General features: G+C 22.6%; 17 protein-coding genes. All 17 read right to left on the reverse strand.

The window, feature by feature from the left end:
* Positions 1–7 precede the first annotated feature (7 nt).
* The 17 genes from ACLFO7_RS02805 to ACLFO7_RS02885 all read right to left on the reverse strand — a co-directional run bounded on the left by ACLFO7_RS02805 (position 8) and on the right by ACLFO7_RS02885 (position 21,877).
* Positions 8–1,384, reverse strand: a complete 1,377-nt coding sequence (locus ACLFO7_RS02805; protein WP_412032002.1) for a glycine--tRNA ligase — start codon at positions 1,382–1,384, stop codon at positions 8–10.
* Between the two features lie 34 nt (positions 1,385–1,418).
* Positions 1,419–2,117, reverse strand: coding sequence for a DNA repair protein RecO (recO, locus tag ACLFO7_RS02810; RefSeq protein WP_412032003.1), 699 nt, complete (start codon positions 2,115–2,117; stop codon positions 1,419–1,421).
* Complete coding sequence (gene era, locus ACLFO7_RS02815) at positions 2,117–3,007, reverse strand: GTPase Era (RefSeq protein ID WP_412032004.1); 891 nt, start codon at positions 3,005–3,007, stop codon at positions 2,117–2,119. Before era ends, recO begins: the two co-directional genes overlap by 1 nt.
* 20 nt (positions 3,008–3,027) lie before the next feature.
* Positions 3,028–3,420, reverse strand: a complete 393-nt coding sequence (locus ACLFO7_RS02820; RefSeq protein WP_412032005.1) for a diacylglycerol kinase family protein — start codon at positions 3,418–3,420, stop codon at positions 3,028–3,030.
* A gap of 1 nt (position 3,421) precedes the next feature.
* Entirely contained in the window at positions 3,422–3,868 is a 447-nt protein-coding gene (ybeY, locus tag ACLFO7_RS02825; RefSeq protein ID WP_412032006.1) for an rRNA maturation RNase YbeY, read from the reverse strand.
* Between the two features lie 14 nt (positions 3,869–3,882).
* Entirely contained in the window at positions 3,883–4,245 is a 363-nt protein-coding gene (locus tag ACLFO7_RS02830; RefSeq protein WP_412032007.1) for a hypothetical protein, read from the reverse strand.
* On the reverse strand, positions 4,235–6,244 hold the full coding sequence (locus ACLFO7_RS02835; RefSeq protein ID WP_412032008.1) for a cysteine peptidase family C39 domain-containing protein: 2,010 nt from the start codon (positions 6,242–6,244) through the stop codon (positions 4,235–4,237). The genes ACLFO7_RS02830 and ACLFO7_RS02835 overlap by 11 nt, the downstream gene beginning before the upstream one ends.
* Positions 6,245–6,510: 266 nt before the next feature.
* Entirely contained in the window at positions 6,511–10,392 is a 3,882-nt protein-coding gene (locus tag ACLFO7_RS02840) for a M60 family metallopeptidase (protein ID WP_412032009.1), read from the reverse strand.
* Positions 10,393–10,702: 310 nt separating this feature from the next.
* Positions 10,703–11,497 (reverse strand): alpha/beta fold hydrolase, encoded by a 795-nt coding sequence (locus tag ACLFO7_RS02845; RefSeq protein WP_412032010.1) that lies wholly within the window; start codon positions 11,495–11,497, stop codon positions 10,703–10,705.
* A 207-nt stretch (positions 11,498–11,704) separates the two neighbouring features.
* A complete protein-coding gene (locus ACLFO7_RS02850) occupies positions 11,705–13,399 on the reverse strand; it encodes an MATE family efflux transporter (RefSeq protein WP_412032011.1) in 1,695 nt (564 codons plus the stop codon).
* A gap of 44 nt (positions 13,400–13,443) precedes the next feature.
* Positions 13,444–14,484 carry a hypothetical protein gene (locus ACLFO7_RS02855; protein WP_412032012.1) on the reverse strand — a complete coding sequence of 347 codons (1,041 nt, stop codon included), beginning with the start codon at positions 14,482–14,484 and terminating at the stop codon, positions 13,444–13,446.
* Between the two features lie 145 nt (positions 14,485–14,629).
* Entirely contained in the window at positions 14,630–16,033 is a 1,404-nt protein-coding gene (locus ACLFO7_RS02860) for a VWA domain-containing protein (protein WP_412032013.1), read from the reverse strand.
* A gap of 25 nt (positions 16,034–16,058) precedes the next feature.
* A complete protein-coding gene (locus ACLFO7_RS02865; RefSeq protein WP_412032014.1) occupies positions 16,059–17,783 on the reverse strand; it encodes an AAA family ATPase in 1,725 nt (574 codons plus the stop codon).
* Between the two features lie 22 nt (positions 17,784–17,805).
* Positions 17,806–18,627 (reverse strand): hypothetical protein, encoded by an 822-nt coding sequence (locus ACLFO7_RS02870; RefSeq protein ID WP_412032015.1) that lies wholly within the window; start codon positions 18,625–18,627, stop codon positions 17,806–17,808.
* 204 nt (positions 18,628–18,831) lie between these two features.
* A complete protein-coding gene (locus tag ACLFO7_RS02875; RefSeq protein ID WP_412032016.1) occupies positions 18,832–20,664 on the reverse strand; it encodes a hypothetical protein in 1,833 nt (610 codons plus the stop codon).
* A 203-nt stretch (positions 20,665–20,867) separates the two neighbouring features.
* Positions 20,868–21,236, reverse strand: coding sequence for a PQ-loop domain-containing transporter (locus ACLFO7_RS02880; protein ID WP_412032017.1), 369 nt, complete (start codon positions 21,234–21,236; stop codon positions 20,868–20,870).
* A 38-nt stretch (positions 21,237–21,274) separates the two neighbouring features.
* Positions 21,275–21,877 (reverse strand): toprim domain-containing protein, encoded by a 603-nt coding sequence (locus ACLFO7_RS02885; protein ID WP_412032018.1) that lies wholly within the window; start codon positions 21,875–21,877, stop codon positions 21,275–21,277.
* Positions 21,878–21,881 lie beyond the last annotated feature (4 nt).

The following is a 21,881-nucleotide window of genomic DNA, read 5'->3' on the forward strand; positions in this document are numbered from 1 at the left end:
ATCCTTTTTATTTAAATAATTTTGATAAATTAAGTAAATTAATATCTTTTATATTAACTCTTACTTGCTCCATACTATCTCTATTTCTAATTGTTACACTCATATCTTTTTGACTATCAAAATCTACAGTCAAACAATAAGGTGTACCAATTGCATCTTGCCTTCTATATCTTTTTCCAATAGAACCTGAAGTATCATATGTGCAAGAAACACCTTTATTTAAAATAGATTGATATATTTTTGATGCAAAATCTTCTAATTTATTTGTTAGTGGTAATACAGCAATTTTATAAGGTGCTAATTTTTCATCTAAACGCATAACTACTCTTGTTTCGTTATTTACTTGTTCTTCATCATAAGCATCAATAAGTATTGCATATAATAATCTTTCTAGACCTACTGAAGGTTCTATTACACTTGGAATGAATTTATTATTATTAGAATCTAAATAGTGCATATCCTTTTTAGAAAATGATTCATGTTGCATTAAATCATATGAACCTCTATTTGCTAATCCTCAAAGTTCAGATTTTCCATGTGGAAAATCGTAAAAAAAATCAATAGTTTTTTTAGAATAATGTGCTATTTCATCTTTACTATAATTTTCAATTGATATATTTTCTTTTTTCAACTTTAAAACATCAAATAAAAATTTTTGAATTTTGTTTATATAATAATCAAAAAACATGTTTTCTTGACTTTCTTCAACAAAATGTTCAATTTCCATCTGTTCAAATTCTCTTGTTCTAAAGATAAAATTTGAAGGGGTTATTTCATTTCTAAATGATTTTCCAATTTGAGCTACACCAAAGGGTATTTTAGCTCTTGTTGTTCTTTGAATATTTTTAAAATTAATAAAAATCCCTTGAGCAGTTTCTGGTCTTAAATAAACTATATTTTTATTATTATCTACTACTCCAATTGATGTTTCAAACATAAGGTTAAATTTTCTAATATTTGTTCAATCAATATTTTTACAATTAGGACACTTAATTTTATTATTATTAATAATCTTTTCTAAAATTGATATATCTGTTTGCTCTGTTATTTTTTCATTTGTGAATTCACCAATCAACTTGTCAGCTCTAAACCGATTTTTACATTTTTTACAGTCAATTAAAGGATCACTAAAATTATTAATATGACCTGAAGCATCTCAAACAGAAGAATTTAAAATAATATTTGTATCAATTAAAAACATATTTTTAGTTGAAGTAACAAAATAATTAATTCAAATATTTTTTAGTAAATTCTTAATTATTGCTCCTAGAGGGCCAAAATCTCATGCATTAGCTAATCCTCCATATATTTCTGAATTTTGAAAAACAAATCCATAGTTTTTTAAATGATTAACTATAATTTCTTGTGATATTTTTTCTTTCATACATTATCCTTTTCAACTATTAAATATTATAAAATTAATATAATAATAAAGAATATAAATTTATTCCTATGTAAGAGTTAATCAAATACATTAAAAATTTTATAACCAAAAATTTATCATTATAACTATATCTATCTAATAAAGATAGTTTATTTTTATGAATTGCATATAGTATTTGAAGAACATTTGGAGAAATATTAAGTTGACTTGTATTATGTTCTATGCAAACAAAACCCATTTCTTTTTCATCAAAATTTATAATTTTTCTATTATGACAAATAGAACAACCATTAAGTTTTAATTTGATACCTGACAATAACATAAATTCAAAAAATATTTTTATTATCACATTATTTTGATCATTGTTATTTTTTAATAATTCCAAATTATTAAAATACATATTATAAAAATCTTTTCCTGAGCATTTTGCTTTAAAAAACAATTGATTCAAAACAATTAATCCGTTATTTGTTGAAAAAGAAAAACTTGTATTATCTAAGGCAACAACTTTTTTTAATCTACCAACCTTATCAATATTTCTACTCATAAAAAAATCAAATTCTAATAATGCACCAAACTTTAATTGCCTTGCATTTTTAGATTTAATTTTTCTGCTACCAATTGCTATACAGGAAAAAACATTTCCATATTCATTTATAAATGTAATAATTTGATCAAACAATTCATAATCTATGACATTAATTAAATAACCTTTTGTAATAATTTCAGACATTACTTTTTGTATCCCAATTCTTTAATTATATTATTGTCATCACGTCAATTTTTCTTAACTTTGACAAAAGATTTCAAATATATCTTACAATCATAAATCTTTGATAACTCTTTTCTTGCAAGAACACCAATATTTTTAATACTATTCCCGCCCTTACCAATTAAAATAGGTTTTTGAGATTCTTTTTCAACAACTATAGAAAACATAATATCTAACAAATTTTTTTCTTTATAATACTTCATTTCATCAACTATAACAGCAGTTGAGTGAGGAACTTCATATTTAAATTGATTTAAAATCACCTTTCTAATTATTTCAGCAATAACAAATTTTTCTTGTTGTTCTAACTCTGATGGATTAGAAACTAAAGGAAGTTCTGATTCAATTAAATTTTCTTTAATATATTCTAGTACCACATTTATATTCTGATTATATAAAGCAGATATACAAAATTCTTTGTCAAATTTAATAATTTTTTTTAATGATTCTTTGATGCCTTCAATTGTTGATGCATCTTCATTTTCACATTTATTAATAATCATAATTAATTTTTCATGCTTAAATGTTTTAATTTGATTTAATATATCTAAATCCTCTTGATCAAACTCTCTTTTTGCATCAAAAACAAAAAGAATAATATCAACATTTTTTAATGCTTTTTTTACTTGTGAATTTAAAAATAAATCTAATTTATTTCTAGCTTCATGAAAACCTGGAGTATCATTAAATATTATTTGATAACCATCTTCTTCATATAATAATTCAATTCTATTTCTAGTTGTTTGAGGTTTACTTGTTGCAATAACAACCTCTTTATTAAAAATTTGATTTATTAATGTTGATTTACCAACATTTGGTTTTCCTACAATTGAAACTTTTCCTATTTTCATTATGAATCCTTTTTTCAAATTTATTTTAATGTATTAAAAATTGTTATTAATTTTGGTATAAAAATTAAGAGACCAACAATAATAGCCATTAATGAAAAAGTTAATGCTGCTGCTGCTGAAATATCCTTTATTTTCCTTGCATTATAGTTAAATTTGAAAGAAATCATATCAGCAATATTTTCTATTGCTGTATTTATTAATTCAACCCCTATAACTAAAAAAATACAAATAACTAAAATTATTCAATCCATAATAGACATATATTCATTTATAATTCCAGCTAGTATTAAAACTATTGCTGCAACAATAAAGTGAACAACTAATGATTTTTCCTCACGAATTGAAAAATATAAACCTTTAAAGGCATATTTAAATTTTCTAAAAAAAGTGACTAATTTATTTTGACTTAACATTTTATCTACCGATGTTTAAATATTCTAATACATTATATTGGTTATTAATCATTTCTTTTTCATCTTCAGGAGTTTGATGATCATATCCTAATAAGTGAAATATACCATGACTAATTAAAAACATTAATTCTCTATTAACTGAATGATTATATTCTTTAGCTTGAGAAATAACTTTTTCTTTACATAAAAATATTTCGCCAAGTAATTCTGTTCTTATTGAGCTATTAGAATCTCACATTGAAAAAGTGATAACATCTGTAACATAATTCTTTTTTCTAAATTTACTATTTATTATTTGTATTTCTTTCTCATCTACAATATTCAATTCAAAAAAATAAGTACCTTTCATAGATTCAAATTTAAAAATGTAAGCTAGCATTCTTTTAATTATTTTTTTCTGATCTATAGTTATAAAATTTGTTTTATCTTGCAGTTGCATTTTTAACATATTTAAAACCTATCCTAAAAAATATTGTCAAATATATAAAGTAAAAGAATTTCTTTATTTGTGTTGATAAATAAATTATAAATATTATTTTCAATAACTAAATATTTATTTAGAGTTATAAAATAACTATTATTTTCAATATAGTAATTTGCAATTTTAAATTCTAGTTTTTTATTATTATATTTAAAAGAAAAATTAGCACCTTTCCAAACATTAATTTTATTATTTTTCACAACTTGCACAATTTGTGTTTGATTTGTTTCAACTATAGTTCCAACAGTCACATTTTGAACTTTATAAAATAAAGAAAAACCAAAGAATGTTGTTAAAGAAAAAAATAGACCAATTAATCCATATTTAAGTTTTTTATTTACCATTTATTTCTATCCTATTTTTAAAATATTTATAACATTTTTTATTATGAGATATTCAAAGAACAAAATTATCCTTTTCAAGATGATTTTTAACTTCACCATAAATAACATTGTCTAGTTTATTATTTATATTTGAAAATGATTCATCTAACAATATAACCTTATTTTTTGAATGAAGAATGCTAATTAAATTTAAAACTTGCTTTTCCCCCTTACTAAAATCCTTATTAGATAAATTAATATTGACTAATTTTATTAATTTAGTTGCTATATCTTTTGTTACTAAATCAGAATTCATAATTTTTGTAAAATCTTTAGAAACCAAACATGCATCACTAGGCAAATAAATAATATTGTCAAACAAACCTTTTTGATCTAAACAATTAATTGGTAAATTATTGATAATAATTTGATTATCTATTTTATCAAGATAATTTAAAGATAGTATTTTAAACAAAGTTGTCTTACCACATCCATTTTTTCCAATAATTAAATCTCCATTATTAATTGTCATATTAAAATTTTTAAATATGCAATTTTTGCCATAATTAAAATTAAGATTATTAATTTTTATTTTTTCTACACTATTTATTTTTATACCTTTTTTAAAATTTAAATTTCCTATATTTAAAAAGTCATTCAAAATCTTTTTGGATTTTTTATAGAATGGAATGCTGCATCAATAATTAAAAATATCATTAATACAAGTTGTAATCATATTAAGAATTGATGTCAAAAAAATCATATTAGAAATAGACAAATTATTATCAAATTTTATGATGATTAGATAACTACAAATCGATATAAAAATAACAAAAATAAATTTTGTAACTGAATTATCAAATAAATCAATTGTTAAATTAAATTTTGTATTAATTCTATTTATTCTTTGATAACTTCACAATTCTTCAAGTCAATTTTCTTTTACAATATTTAATTTACTATTATTCTTTTCATTTAATAAAAAGCTATAAAAATTATTGAAATTAATTTCTATTTTATTTTTATTAATATGTAGATAATGGTAGTTATCATTGTTATTTTTTAGTTTAATAAAACCAAATATTACTATAAAAATAAGGTTGATAAAAATAGGGATTATAAATAAATAAGATGTAAAAAAAATTATAGAAAATAGTATAACAAATGTTATTAAATCAGATATTAAACCTGGTATATCAAAATACTTATGCATAATTAGTTTTGATATAGCTATGGGATGTTCATAAATAATTTCTTTACTATATTTATCAAAATAATCTAGATTTTTATAATTAATAATTCTTGCATATATTAATATATTTTCTTTAAATATAGATTCATACTTTTTTATTTTAATTATATTAATTACATAATTAATTAAAAAATTAAAAATGTAAGTTGAAATAAAAAATATTGAAAAATAAAACAGTTCACTTATTAATTCCAATGGAACAACTTTATCAATTATTATTTTTATGAATGAATTTCCAATAACACATAAAATAGTAGAAATAAGATCAACAAAAATAAACATAAAAATAAAAAAGTACATATTTGGTAAATTAAATTGATTTTTATTTGTAGAGTGTAGACATTGATTGTCATTAATTACTTTCTTTTTTATAGATATATAAATTCCTGTAAAAATATTTTTAAATTCATCATATGTATACTTTTTTATTTCACTACAGCTATCATATACAGTTATTGTATTATTGGTTTTATTACAAATCACATAATGATACCCATCTTCATTTAAAAGACATGTTACAAATAAAGTGTTATTTTCAATTTTTTTAAATGTATCAAATTCTAGTTTATAACTCTCTAATTCTAATCCAATTTTACTTGCTAATATTTCTAAATCATAAATAGAAATTTTATCACCATCATAATTTAATATATTGTATAAATCTAATTTAGATAGTTTTTCTTCTTGATAAAAAAAATTTTGAAGTGTAGTTAATACACATATACCACATTCATTTTCATTATCTTGATTAATTACATGTAATTTCATAATTTTAAATATTCAAATATCCTCCATATATATAAACGAAATAAAAATGGCAAAAATCTAATTTATTGTAGAATTTTTATAAATATTTTTACAATAATAAATAACCATCATTATTTTTTAAATTATTAAAGAATGAATAAGTTTTATAAAAATATTTAATTTAAGTGTTACAAATAATAAAAATATCCATAATCTTGTATTGATTATGGATATAAATTAATTACTTTGATTTTTAAATTCTAATTTAATGAAAAATTGTAATTAAATTAAGACAAATAAATGTTTTTACCAAAAGTCATGATGTAATTTAAATATAATGGTTTATCTTCCCTGGTAACAATTTTTACTTTTAAACTTGAATTGTTTTTAGAGTGATAATTAAATAAGCTTGCATTATAAATAGTGTTATTTGAATTAGGGGTAATAGTTTCTATAAGTTGATCATTTATATATAAATCAAAACTAGATAAATTATTGCCTAACTGACCTATTAAAGAAAAACCTTTGGCATTATTTAAAGTGAATTCAAGAACACTATTTTTTTGTGTTGTTTTCAAATAAATGTTATTTATTGCAGATATATTTGATGCATCATTTTTATGATATTCTCATTTTTCGTCTGCAATAATGTTGGAATTGTTTATTCCAAAAGTTTGGCCTAAATACAGATATTCTTTTGTAGAAGGTCTTACTCAGCTCAATTTAACCCCATTCATAGTATTAAACATTTGAACTCTGATTTTCTTAAAATTACCTGATTTAGTTAAATTAATAGCTGTTTTTTGGCCACTGTTTTTCATTGAGTCATAAACACCATCATATAAAATTTGTTCATTAGAATTATTATCAGAATAGCCTATTATTTTTATTTTTGATGGCTTATTTGGTTTTGAATAATCAGAATAGTTACCAAAAATCAATGATTCTACATTTGTACTTTTAATAAAATTAATATCAAAATCTAAAATTGGATTCTTCAATCTATCATCATAGTCATAATTATCAATGAAAAATTCTGCTTCTGAATTATAATCATTTAATGTTTCAATTCTATTATTATTTATACTTGATGTTAAATTATAATCAATATTTGGTGATAAAAAGGATGAAGAGGAATTAAAATCATAATCACTAAAATTAAATAAAGAAGATGATGATTCAGTAAAAATTCTTTTATCAACTTCACGTGGTTTATATAAATATTTTGAATCAGCAATGATTTCTGGAAAAGTTTGACTAATTTGATTTGTTAAGCTAAAAATTAAAGAATTATTAAATAAATCAATTTTTTTATTATCTAAATAAATTTCTTGTCCAAAATATATCTCTTCATTATCTAAAATTTTCTTAACTAACAAATTTTCAATTTCTAGTACCTCACCTTTTTTCATGCTTTTATCATAAATTTTTGAAAATCCAAAACTTTCATTATGATCAAGGTTTACTTTAGTGTTATTAGCATAAAGAGCATAATTTTGTGAATATTTGCTCTTAAATGTATAATTTCCATCTTTAGGAGCAACAAATTTATATTTAATTCTTGCTCCTATTTTTTTAGATTTATATTCACCATTTAGTATTCCAGTGAAACTTACATTATTAAAATTACTTATTGGCATTTTTGCAAATGGAGATTGATTATTTTTTAACTCTGATAATAATTGATCATTAGTTTGAGTTGCACTAGAAAAATCAAAAAGTTCTAGAGTTGGTCTATTAATTACTTGTCTTACTTTAATTTTAAATCTATATTCTGAAACATAATTATCAGGTTTATTAGTTCAATTACCAGGAATAATTGAAACATCAAATTCATCAATTTCACTAACCTTTTGATTATTTGGTCTATAAATAACTTTTTTGGGATTATTAGGATCAACTTCTAAGCTACCTCCCAATTTTGTTGAACTTTCTGGAGTCTTTAGAGTTCAATTAAAATTTGTGTTTGTTGATACAACCATGTTTTCAAAATCAAAAGTATATTGTTCTAGTCCTGGAATTTCAAAAGCTGGAAGTGTATCACCAGTGTAATCATAACTTTTGCTACTTTCATTATACAAGTAGGTTCCTGATGCATACTGGTTAGCAACAAAATCTATTGCTTTATATTTTTTAAGTTTATCAATAGTTGCTTTTTCTTCAGTTGATGCACTGTTATAATTTTCTGGTCAATTATCATGTCATCACTTTCTATAAATTTCAAAAGCAGGTCAAAAATTCAATTGAAGTGTTTCACTAATTCTTTCAATTTCTTCCATTGCTGTTCAACCTGGTGTATCATTTCTATGATTTATGATATCACTTCTAGCATAATCAACAAAGTTTTTTGACCCCATTAAAAATAATAATAAAGAATAAATTGGATATTCATTAACACTATTCTCAGCTTTTGTTAAAAGGTTCTTAATTATTGAATATGGTGTATTTAAATATGGTCAACTAATATTTGTGTTGGCTTTTATATCTTCACCAGTTCAATTTATTTCATTTCTAAATCTAGTAACATCAGATAGCACTGATAAATTAAATGCTGTAACAACATTTGTAGCACCATGTGTTTTCTTTTTAAAAAATGCTTCATTTTGTTCAAAATTATGATTTATTTCATGAAAGAATCCTCAAGAAGTATTTGAATTAAAACTATCATATCAATCTTTTGAAATAAATGCTCTAGAACCTCAATTACTATTACAATATAATTTATTCCCACCTCCATAGGCTAAATTCCCACCTCAAATATCATCACAAAATAACATATTTATTCTATGACTATTTTGAATTTCAATAGTATCATTACCTGCAAAATAATTACTTAAATATAAGTATTGATTCCATCTTTTAAAAGAGTCTTTAGGATAAACAACATTATCAAGTGATAAATGTCCAATTTCATTTAAATCAGTAAATGACATTGTAAACGAAAAGTAAGTGCTCACCCCTTGAAAAACTGGTGCTAATTTTTGAGATCTAAGTAGTTCTATTTGATTATCTCATTCTTTTTGAGTCGTTATACCATCTTGATAAAAAAGACCTGGAACTGCATTTCTAACTGTAAATACTATATTTTGACTTCTTTGTGAGTAACTTAAATCAGAATTATTATTCATTTTTTTAAGATTAAAAGAAATACCACCACCAAATGGAGAACCAATTTTTAATGTTTTACTATTTTCATTTAAACGAAAATATGTTCTCACAAATGGATAACGATTTGACATTTTTCCGGTGTTATTTTTATCATAGTTATCTCAAAGGTTATCATTAATTACAAACTCAAAACTAGAAATATTATTTTTAACAAATTCTCATGATTGATTATCAAAAGAGATTTCAATTACTTCACCAGCAGGAGCATATAATCCTAATGGAATAACACCTGGCATCCCATAATTAGATATAGTATATTTTTTTGTCACTGAATCAATATTATTAATATTATTTATGTACATATCATCAGCAGCTCTATGTTTTTTTAAAGTTCCTTTTTCTATTTCTTGTTTAATTCATGTTTCATCATTATATTTTACTTTACTTCCTGAAATTTCAACATAACTACCATCATTATTTATTACTCTTTCATTAAACACAACATCAAAACCATCTATCCTATTTGAACCATTACCAAAAAAATTATTACCTTGAGAATTTACATTCTTTAATTTGTAATTTCTTTTTTGAGAAGGGTAAACAAAACCATGTGAATCATGATACTTATTTCATGCTTCACTACTATAATATTCAGTTTGAACATTTCTTTCTTTAGTTGCAATATCATCAATTTTTAAAATACCAATAGATGTTAATAAATCATTTTGTGCAAATGATTTATCAATAAGTGAATCACTAGGAGTTATAGGTACACCAGGTTCTGGTTTTTCTGGCTCTATTGGATTTGGATCAGGAGTTGGTGTAGGATTAGGATCAGGGGTAGGGGTTGGATTAGGAGTTGGTGTAGGATTTGTAGGTTCAGTTGGGTTTGAAGGCTCTATTGGTTTTGAATCAGGAGTAGAAGGAATTGAAGAATTATCATTGTTTAAATTATTGTTTGAGGCAGAACAAGAAGTAGCAATCATTGAAGTAACAATTGCAATAGATGAAGTAGCTGCAAATAAAGAAAAAACTTTCTTTTTTAAATTTTTATTTTTCATAATTTTAATCCTAACAAATTAACTTATAATAAGTGTTTTTATATTTGTAACTAAATTATAGTATATATTTTGAACAAAGCAAAATTACAAAGTTTTTACAATAAATGTATTTATAAATATATTCAAAAAACAAATTAAATAGAATTAATGTTTATAATTTTTAGCTTAATTTAATAAAAATATAAAATGCAAAACCATGCTTTAGCATGTATTACACTTTATATTTAAGATAATTATTAATATTGATAAATTTATACTATTTTATTGTTTTGTAATTTTAGTTATAGAATACAAAACTAATATTAATATTTTAATTTGATTCAATAAAAGATATAACAAGATTATAGTATTTATTTAATTCTTCAATAAAAGGTAAATGACCTGAATTTTCAAAAAGTTCGATTTTAAAATTTTGTTTTTTAACAAACAATTTAGTTGCTGTTTTATAGTCAATAATACCATAATGTTTCCCCAAAATTAATAATGTTGGAACACTAATTAATTTTTCTAATTTTTTTAATGTAATCATATTAGATAGTGATGACATATTTACTAATAACTTAACAAATTTGTTTCTGTGTTCTAATTGATATTTTGTTTCTTCAAGAATATCTGGATGGTTTTCATTATCAAAAAATTCTAAATGATTCTTATATAAAACTTTTTGCATTTCAAATGTTTCTTTATTATTTTTGGGATTAAATTTAACTACATTAAGCAATTTTAAACTATAACTTGAATTCATAGGTGTAACCATCACTAATTTTTTAATTAATTCTGGAATCATAGTACTAACCATACCAACAATCCCTCCACCCATTGAATGACCAATTAAATAAAAATCTTTAAAATCCATTAATTTAATTCACTCTACAACAGATAATGCAAGATTATATGGAGATAACACAGATAAATCTTTAGCTTCTGTTATTCCATGTCCAGGTAATTCAAAAGCATAATAATCATAATCTTTTAATAAATTTGCAAATCCATTATGATATTTTGACATAGTAGCAAAACCATGTATAAATACTATTGTACCCTTTGATTTATTTTTAGATTTTTGATAATGATATTTATAATCTTTTATTTCAAGTAATTTCATAAAATTAATACTCCTAATAAACCATTTTTATAATACAACATTATTATGCATTAAATTATTTATTAAGATTATTTGAATATAATAATGTTTTAAATTTACTTATAAAATAAATTATAAATAACTTATAATTACAAGCTATTAATCATATTCTATATATGAACTTTATTAATATATTTGTTGCAAACAAAAATAATATAATTTAAATTTCTAACTATATTTTTTTGAAATAAAACTTTGTTTATTATTGTATTTGTAAAGAAATAAAATTGTACAAATAAAGATAATAATAGAAGAAAGTAAAATATTTGTAAATCCTGTAAATACCATAACAAATATAGATGATGTGGATGTAGCAATAGAACTCATTGTAAATAAAACAGGATAAAAAGTAATAGCACCTTGCATAATAGATAAAATAGTATTCATCAACTTCTTATTTGCTGATTGAAAAATTGCAAGTCCTGATATTGATAAAGAAATAAATGGAAATTGCAAAAACATTGAAGCTAATAAAATTAATAAGTTATGTTTATCATAATTATCTTTAACATTTAAAGCAACTAAAATACTATTTACATTAGGTACTAAAGCAAATACAAATGTGATTACAATTATTGAATATATTAATGAATAGATAGTTCCAATTCAAAATGTTTTCTTAACTCTATCATATCTCTTAATTGAATAGTTATAACTAATAATAGGTCTTAATCCATCTATGATACCAAAAATCGCAAAGAAAAATAAATTATAAATTGGACTTGCAGCAAGTCGAGCAAATGAAAGTAAAGCATTATTATCAATATTACCAACTGTATTCATAAATATTGGTACATAAACTATGTTTGCAATTGCCAAACTTAATTCACGTAAAAATGTACTAGATCCTAACATTATGGAGTTAAGCACAATTTTAAAATCAATTTTATAATCTTTTAAATAACTAAATAAAATAGTTGTTTTATTTTTATGATTTAAATAGTATAAATATCCAATTAAAGTACTAAAGTTAATAAACTGGCCTAAAAAAGTAGCTAATCCACCACCCATAATTCCAATTTTTGCAAAAATAATAAAAATAACATCCAATATAATGTTTAAAAAATTACAAATAACACCTATAATTGTAGGTATTAAACTATTATTTTCACCTCTTAAATAAAATACTATTAAGTTTGTAAAACATGAAAAAATAATACTTCCATTTACAAAATAAACGTATCTACTTGCCTGATAAACAATGCCATCATAATATGTATCAAAATAGTTTCTTAATTCATCCACTGTTATTGATGTAGATATTCCTTGCAATACATCATCTTTGATTGTTTGCGAACTTGGCATCATTGCAGATAAAATATAATTTTGAATAACTATCATAATAACAGTTGATATTATACTGAAAATAAAAGAACTATAAATTGTTGAGATAATTACTTTTCTTCTTAAATCAAATTCTTGTGTTGCTGAATATTTGCTAAACAAAACAGCACCACCTGCACTTATTAGATAACCAAAAGACAGCACAATCAAACTAAATACTCCAACCTGATTAGATGCATAAACAATAAAATCTTTATTATTAATAGAAACTATCTCTTGCTTAGTTTCATTAACAAAATTGACAATTTTTTCATATAAATATAATTTTCCAACTGAATCAAAATAATTTCTTAAATAATTATTACCATCTTTTGGAACTAGATTAATAATTAACATTTGATCAATAAAAATATAAATTCCAAGTAATAATGTTAATAAAAGTGATGGCAAAATTATTCTTATACTTAATTTCCATAAATTAGAGTTTAAATAAGCTAATTTTATGTTTTCATCAGTATTAAGATTAAAATTTAAATTATTATGTGACTTACAAAAATTATTTGCTATTTTATTTTTCATACAAAAAATTATATTATTAAAACATATTTTATATAAATTCTTTTTTATAAAATATCATTTTCTATAATAATTTTTTCAATATAATTTATATCTATAATATGTGATAATTCAATTTTAATAAAACTTCCCAGTAATGGATTATAAATAAAAATATATTTCATATCTTTAAGTCCATTAATTTTTAAAGCAAAATAATAAAATAATAATTGATAAAATCATTGTGTTTGAAAAATGTATTGAGAGGTTTTCAACTCTAAAACAAAATTATTATGATAAAAATCAACTTCAAATTGATTTATAAATTTAGTATGAAATTTATGATTAAAAACTGTTTTTTTGTCTATATTATCAAAATAATGCTTTTTATTATTGCAAATAGTATTACGTCCAAAAATATTTTTATGAAAATAATTTATCATGATTTGATTATCAAGTGAAATATATTCATTAGAAATAATTTCTAAAATGATTTTATTAACTCTAGAAAATCCTTCTGTATCATTATGTTTTAATTTTATCAATGCAATTTCTTTTAAACCAAGAATATGATCAAGAAGATCTTGTTCATCTTTATTATTGGAAAAAACAAATTTTGGAGCATCTGGAAAACAAGGTAGATTAACTTTTAATCATTCAACTTTTTTGTTTATTATATTAATTAAATTTTGATTACTAATGATTTTTTTAATATTATTTTTAAAAGCAATTTCTCCGCCCTTTCTTTGCATAGCAAATTCATAAGCTACAGATGATTTCAATTCTTCTACTAAATTGAATTCATTAATTTCTAATTTTTTTAAAAATAAAATGAAAATACCTTCCATTATTATTCCTAAGTATGATCTATCAATTCCTTCAACATGTTTTGTAATATTTAGACCATCATATATTACATTTTTATTGAAGAAAGAAACATAATTTTTGAATTTGGTCTTCTTTTGAAAACTGTGTTTTATTTCTTCTTTTATTACTCTTGCAATATTATTAGTTATACTATTAACTGATTTTTCTTTAATAAAATTTGTTAAAAAAGTACCATATGAATAAAAAATTTGTAATATATTATATTTATTATTAAATTGCATTAAAAAAACCTCTTTTATAATACTATTGCATTGTTTTCACTTATGTTCTATTTATTTTAATATATTTTACCAACAATAAAAAAGACACTCATATGAGTGTCATATTTTTTTACTTTATTACAAATAATAGTAATTAAAATTATTTTTAAATAATTTCATCTTCTGCTTCATTTTCATTCTCTTGGTCATTTTCTTGTTCTTTTTCTTTAGAAGCATTTTTTCTTGCATATTCATAATCTTTGATTCTTTTAATAAAACCAAATGAAATAATTTCATCAAGAGAATTTCTTGCATTAATGTTAGCATCAGAAATTTGTTTAATTAAATCTTCTTCATCAAAACCTTCATCATTACCTTTTCAATTAAAAATATATTGTCAGTTTGAACTAAACATTTTTTCAATAGAATTTTTATTATTCTTTTTACTTATTTTTAATGAATGGAATGAGTGAGTTCTATCTTGAATAACTTTCATTTTTTTAGCAATTGAAGGGTCAATATTTTTAAAAATGAAATCACTAAAAATAACTATATTGGCTTTGGCATATTGTCTATTACCCATAAAAGAACTTAAAACATCTAATAATTGTCCAAAATCACTACCACCATAATATGATTTTTTCAATCAATCACGAGCTGCTTTAACTTTGTTTTTAGATTCAGATAAATCAAGAGGTTTTGATTGAGTTGAGAAAGGGATTAACACTACATTAATACCATATTCAGAAAGAATATTTACAGTGGCTAAAACTAAAGCTTTTGAAACAACTTCTGTAATACCACGCATTGATCCACTTGTATCAATACAAATAAATAATGGACCTTTATCATCTAAATCTTTTTTAGTAATAGTAATATCTTCTACAATCTCTCTTTCAATTCCTCATAATTGATAACTTAATAATTTTTTTTCAATAAAATTCTTATAAAAAATAAATTCAAGTTCTGGATCATCTAGCTGAGCAATTTCAGTTGGCAGTAATGCATTCAAGTTATCACTTTGATGCAATGCAAACACTTCTTGAGGAACATTTTCAGCAAACATTTCTTTTTCAATTTTAGAAATATAAATACTTTCTTCAACAAATCTACCTCAAGATTTCACAGCATTTTTTATTGACTCAAGATCTTTTATAATTTCATAATAGTTTCATACAGCTTTATTTACAAGAGATTCACGTTCATCAATATGAGTTAAATCTCATTCAAATTTCATGTTGTATGAACTTTTTTCAGGTATTTCTTCTAAAACTTCAATAGGAGAAGCAACAGCAATTCTTTCACCACTTGGCATAGTGAATAAAACTTCATCATCAGCATAATCTTCTTCAGTTAATCTTTTAGATTCAAAATACTTGATAATAGGAAAAAGTTCTAATGCATTTTCTTTTCTTGCTTTAACAGACGCAATTAAATTTTTCTTAAATTTTTCAAACTCAGCTTTTGTAGGGTTAACTTCTTTGCCATTAACAAATTGATACAATTTATTTACAGTTGTGTCACTACCACTAAGTAGATTAACAATCAAATCTTTAATATTTAATTCCATTTATATTACACTTATAAAATTAATATTATTTACTGGCATCAATTGTAGGAAGAATTTTTTGTTTGTCTTTTGTAGTAAATCCATAGTTAATAAGTTTCACATAAACAAACATATCTTTAATTTTATCTATGATGTCTTCAAGAGTAACTATTGAGTTTGAAATTGCATCTTTTAAGAAACCAAGATTTTTGTTTTCAACAAATAAGTTAGATGCAGTCATATTTTCAAAATTTCTGTTTTTTAAACTCTTTAATGATTCAACATCAGAATTTATTTTATTAATTAAAGCAGTTGCTGTATTTTTAACATCTTTAATGAATTCAACAGTTGGTCTAACAAGTCTATAATGATCAACTTCTTTTTCTTCAAAGTTTGTATAAATTTTAATTTTTTCACCATTTTCATCATTGTCTTTATAAATGAAGAAATTAGTACCATCATATTTAACTAATGCTTTATTTACAGATGATGAAGAAGTTTTAAATTCTTCAGCAGTACAATAACTTAACATTCAATCCATAACTTCAAAGTTTTCATTTTTTGGAATGTTATCAATATCTTCTTTCTTAAAGAAATATTTATTTTTATCTGCATCCATAAAATAATAATAAACATCTTCTTTATTTCTATAAGCTTTAATAATTACATCAGTTTTTGCTTCATGAATTGCAATATTGTCAATTATAGTATCTCTAATTTTATTAAATGAATCTACAGCATATGAATATCTACCTTCAATACCATATTCAATAGAAGCTGCACAATCATTAATCATTTGTTTAATAGCAGGAATTTGAGTAGGATTGTTTCATAACACATTTTCTAAAATGAAACAATCTGTGATATCAACGTACATTCTACCATTAATAAATGCAGATGTTCTTAATAAACCACCAATTTTCTTTCATTTACGGTCAGATACATAAATCAAATCAAAGTCATTTGCTTCTGGGTTTCTTTCTAATTCAGCCTTATTAAAAGCAACAATTTTTTCTCTTAATAAAGAAGTGAAAGCTTGAACATTTTTAGGAATTTCTACATATTCAGCATTTTTTGCAACTTTCTTTAAAATTGATAAATCAAATCTTTCATCTTCTGTAATATTTTGTTTTTCCAATAAGTTGGCAGTATTTGTGAATAATTGTAAGAATTTTTCTTCATTTTGAATTGGTTTCATATCAACTCTAATAATGAAACGGTCTCACAAGGCTTCAAGACCTTTATTACGTTCTGGTAACTCATTTGATGCTGCAATAATTAAAGCAAGATCACACTTTACTGGTTTTCCATCATTAACAAATAACTTTTCATTAATAATCATCAACAATGCATTTTGAATAGATGAACTTGCTTTTCAAATTTCATCTAAAAACCCAATGTTAACATCTGGTAAATAACCTTCAGTTTTTCTTAAATATTTTCCTTTTTTAAGTTCAGTAATATCAATAGGACCAAAAATTTCATCTGGTGTTGAATATCTGTTCATTAAAACTTCAAAAGATTTTGCATTTTTAAAAATACTTTCAACTTTTCTTGAAACCAATGATTTAGCAATCCCTGGAGGACCTAACATGAAAATTGACTCCCCAGCCATTGCACAAAGAAATGATAATTTTAAAATTTCTTCTCTTTCAACTAAGTCAACAGCAATTTTATTTACAACATTTGTAGCAGCAGTTCTAGTATATTCTGCTTCCCTTTTAATTTTTTCATATAATTCACTATTTACATTCATATTTTTTCTTTCCATAATAAATCTCCACTATTTGACTTTATTTCAATTGTAATAATATTCTCTCAATTTGTTCATCAACATATTTTTTTGTCACAGCATCATTATCTTTTCTTGGTGGTGCTAAATTTGTGATGTTTTTAAAATTCGCATCTATAAAAATTGAATTTTCTTTATTAGTACTAAATGTATGATATTTTTCAAAAACTTGAATTTCTTGCATCATTGGTTCAAGTTCATTAAAATTCTCAAGCATAAAGATGTTTACAAGATCTGTAAGTTTTAACATTGTAGATCTAGTAGTATCAATAGTTTCTTCAGAAACATCAACACCATTATCTCTCATGTCCTTTAACTTAGCATATAATTTTTTTACTTTATCAAGTTCATCTTTATATGCCCTTTCAAGACTTGCAGGCGATATCATATCAGAATCAGAATTTCTCAATTTATCTTTGATATTTGCTTGTAAATCATCTCAAGAAATAGCAAAAATATTAGGATTAATAATTACTTGATTTTGAGCTTTTTGTTGTTCATCTCTAACAAATTCTTTATAATCATAGACATTCTTTGCAATAATCTTATAAAGGTAACCATATTTTTTGTGGTTTCCTTTTCTTAAAGCCATGATTATTGATTTTCTATATAAATCAATTTCAGCTTTAGTTGGGGAATCTAAAGTTTTATTCATGAACTTATAAATTACTTCAACTATTTCATCAGACTTATCAATAATTCTAGTGTATAAAAGGAGGTTTTTTCTAAACTCTTCAGCATCATATTCATAATCTAAAGTTTCTCTTTGCTTGTCTTCTTCTTTAAGATTTTCTTTTTTTTCATTTATTTTTTGTTCTGCCATACAAAACCTTTCACAAAAAATTTAATACAACTATATTAATTATATTATAAAAATTTATTAAAATAAATAACCAATTTAACATGTTTATAGATACTATTAAAAAATTTATACAATATTTATAAGAAATTCAAATGTTTTGATAAGAATAATATTAATTAAATAATAAAAAAATCTATAGTATATAACTATAGATTTAAAATTAATTTATATAGAAATTGAACTTGACATTAATATATCATTATCTTCAATGTATGTTAATTTCAGTTTTACAAATTTTGCATCAGGGTGCTTTTCTAAATTCAAAATTTTACTTGCATTGTTTTCAACTATGTTAAATTTTTTATTATCTAATGATTTATATCAAATATAACTTAATGAATCATCTTTTAAATTTCTATTTCCGATCTCTGCAACAATATGTGTTCCAGCATTCTCTAAAGAAAGATATGGTTTAAAAGCTTCTGTAACATCAAAAAATGTTTTTTCAGTAATTTTATCTCCACATACAGCAAATACTCAATATGTTTTAGATTTTGCATCTCTAGGCAAAGTAATAGAATCACCTGTTTTATCTTTTAATATTACTGATTCACTTCCTCACACATAATGAATATCTTTATCAGTTGTTATGTTTAATTTTGCTCTTACACTTATTGCATCTACAAAAGAATTGTAAAATTCTACTTCTGTTTTCTCGTTAATTACTTCATTTTGAATGTGAAATGATGGCAACTCAAAATTGTTAAAGACATTTGATGAATTTAAAACCAATTTATAATAAAGATTATCTTTTTCATTAATTAATAATTCATATGAAGAATTATCAAGTTCTGAATAATTTAAATCATCAGATGATACATATCATTTATAATCAACATCATATTTATTAATAAATTCTGGTAAATCAACAAAAAGAACATTATTTTTCTTTTTAATTTTTAAATCATTTATTCCATCAAAAGAAATAACATTAGAATATGAAATATCAAAATCATTTCCATTCTTTAATCTATAAACAAATCTATATTCAACAGTATTATTCAAATCATATTTTTCTAAAAGATCTTTCTGACTTGTACTTAGTTGTTTTCAATCTCCATAATTTTTTCTAAATTCTCAATAACAAATTTCATAATCATTTTCTTTTTGACTACTATTTGAAATAAAAGATGCTTTTAAACTTATTGTATGAAAATCAACAAATTCATAATTCAATTTATATTGACTTAACATTCCAGGTTTTATATTAATAATGTTACTAGTTATTTTACCAACTTCAAAATTTGCAAATTGATATTCTCCACTTTTATATAAACCAATTGGAGCTAAAATATTTTCTATTGCTGTGACCTTAATGTACTTACCACAAAATTCTTTATTAAAAACTTTTTCACTATCAAAAAGTGATGTTTCTATTTGATTGAATACTGTTCCAGGAATATTATATTTTCTTTCTCAAATCAATTTTAAAGAATCATAATACTTGTAATTTGAGTCACTAAAATCAACATCAATAATTTCTATTGCATTAGTAATATATTTTAAATTAGGAGTTAATACAATTTTATTATTTTTAAAAATTGGTCTTACAACAAAATCATTCGCAACAATTGTAACTTTATCAGTATTTGGCAATTGAATATCATATGAAAATGAAACAATCTTTTCAACATCAGTTCTTTCTACTGTATACACATACGAACTAGTTTCAGATTCTCATTTTGGTTTATTCACATATGTTTTATTATTATAAATTTCATAAAAATTTCTGTTAGAAACAACAAGACCATTTGTTCCAGCAATTGCTAATCTAAATTTATAGTAAGTGTCAGTAATTTCTTTTGTAATTAGTGCAGCAGACAAATTATAAATATTATCTCCAGATTTTAAAATATTTTGAGAGATAGTATTTAACTGAATATTATTTAAATCTTTATTATTTTTGAGATGATCTATAACTACACCTAATCCAACACCAGAAACTGCTATTGTAGCACCAGTTATAGATAATATCTTTTTAACTTTATTACCTATCATAATTTTGGTTCCTACTCTTAATAATAATCTCAACATATTGTGATTGAGTTTGAATTTACACTATAAATTTTATTACAGCTTCACATATACACATTTATATGGGTAAATAACTTTATAATAAATAAACTTATATATATAAGTTATTCTCATAATTTACATTAAAAAAGAGATTTTTCAATCTCTTAAAAATATTGTTTAAATTTTTACTTGTTTGTCTTTTGACTACAATATTCTGCTTCTGTCATATTTAATTTTTTAGCTTTAATTTTAATAACCAATTTAAAAATTAAAACAATAGTTGCAATTGAACATGAAAAGAAGTTTGCAATAGAAACAGCTAATTGAAAGGCTGCGCCATTTATTCCTTTTTCTTGTAACATTCCAGCAAAACTATAAAATCCTGAAACCATAAAACATAATGAACTTACTGCTAAAAGTCCAAATAATCAAGCATTAACATGTGTAGTATCTTTTGTTTTAATTAGATTTATAAGTTGTGGCATACTGAAAATAGCAATACCAACAGCTCCTAAATATCCAATAATTTGCATGAAGATATCTAAAGCACTCATTTCCTGCACCAACCTCCATATATCTTTTCAATATATTACTATATTTTTGTTTTATTTTTTATAGAAAATTTCAAAGATTCTCAATCAATATAATCAATTGAAGAATTTAATGGTATTCCTGTAGCTAATCTATAAAATTCAATATTTAAATTTTGTTCCACTAAATATTTTCTAATATAACTTGCTGTAAGTTCACCATTTGGAGTTAAATTAGTTGCTAATAAAATTTCATTTATATTGAATTTATTAATTGTATTCATTAGTTTTTCAAAATTAATGTTATTTAAAGATTCTTTATTTTTGTAATCTAGCTCATTTTCTAAAACATAATAAATTCCATAAAATGACTCAGATGATTCAATTTTATATAAATCATCAACTGTTGTTACAATACACATATGTCTATTTCTACGATCTATATTTCTACAAATATCACAAGAATATGAATTAGAAACTAAGTTATTACAAAACATGCACTGCTTAATATTTGTTTTTGCATCTATAATTCTTGATATGAAATCATTATAATATTTTTCATCAGATTTCAATAAATAGTAAGCTATCTTATTTGCAGACTTTAAAGAAATACTTGGCAATGATTTTAATGCATCAACAAGATATTCAAATTCTTTTGGTTTCATATTA

The sequence above is a fragment of the Malacoplasma muris genome (assembly GCF_046774425.1).
Taxonomy (GTDB): domain Bacteria; phylum Bacillota_I; class Bacilli_A; order Mycoplasmatales; family Mycoplasmoidaceae; genus Malacoplasma; species Malacoplasma muris.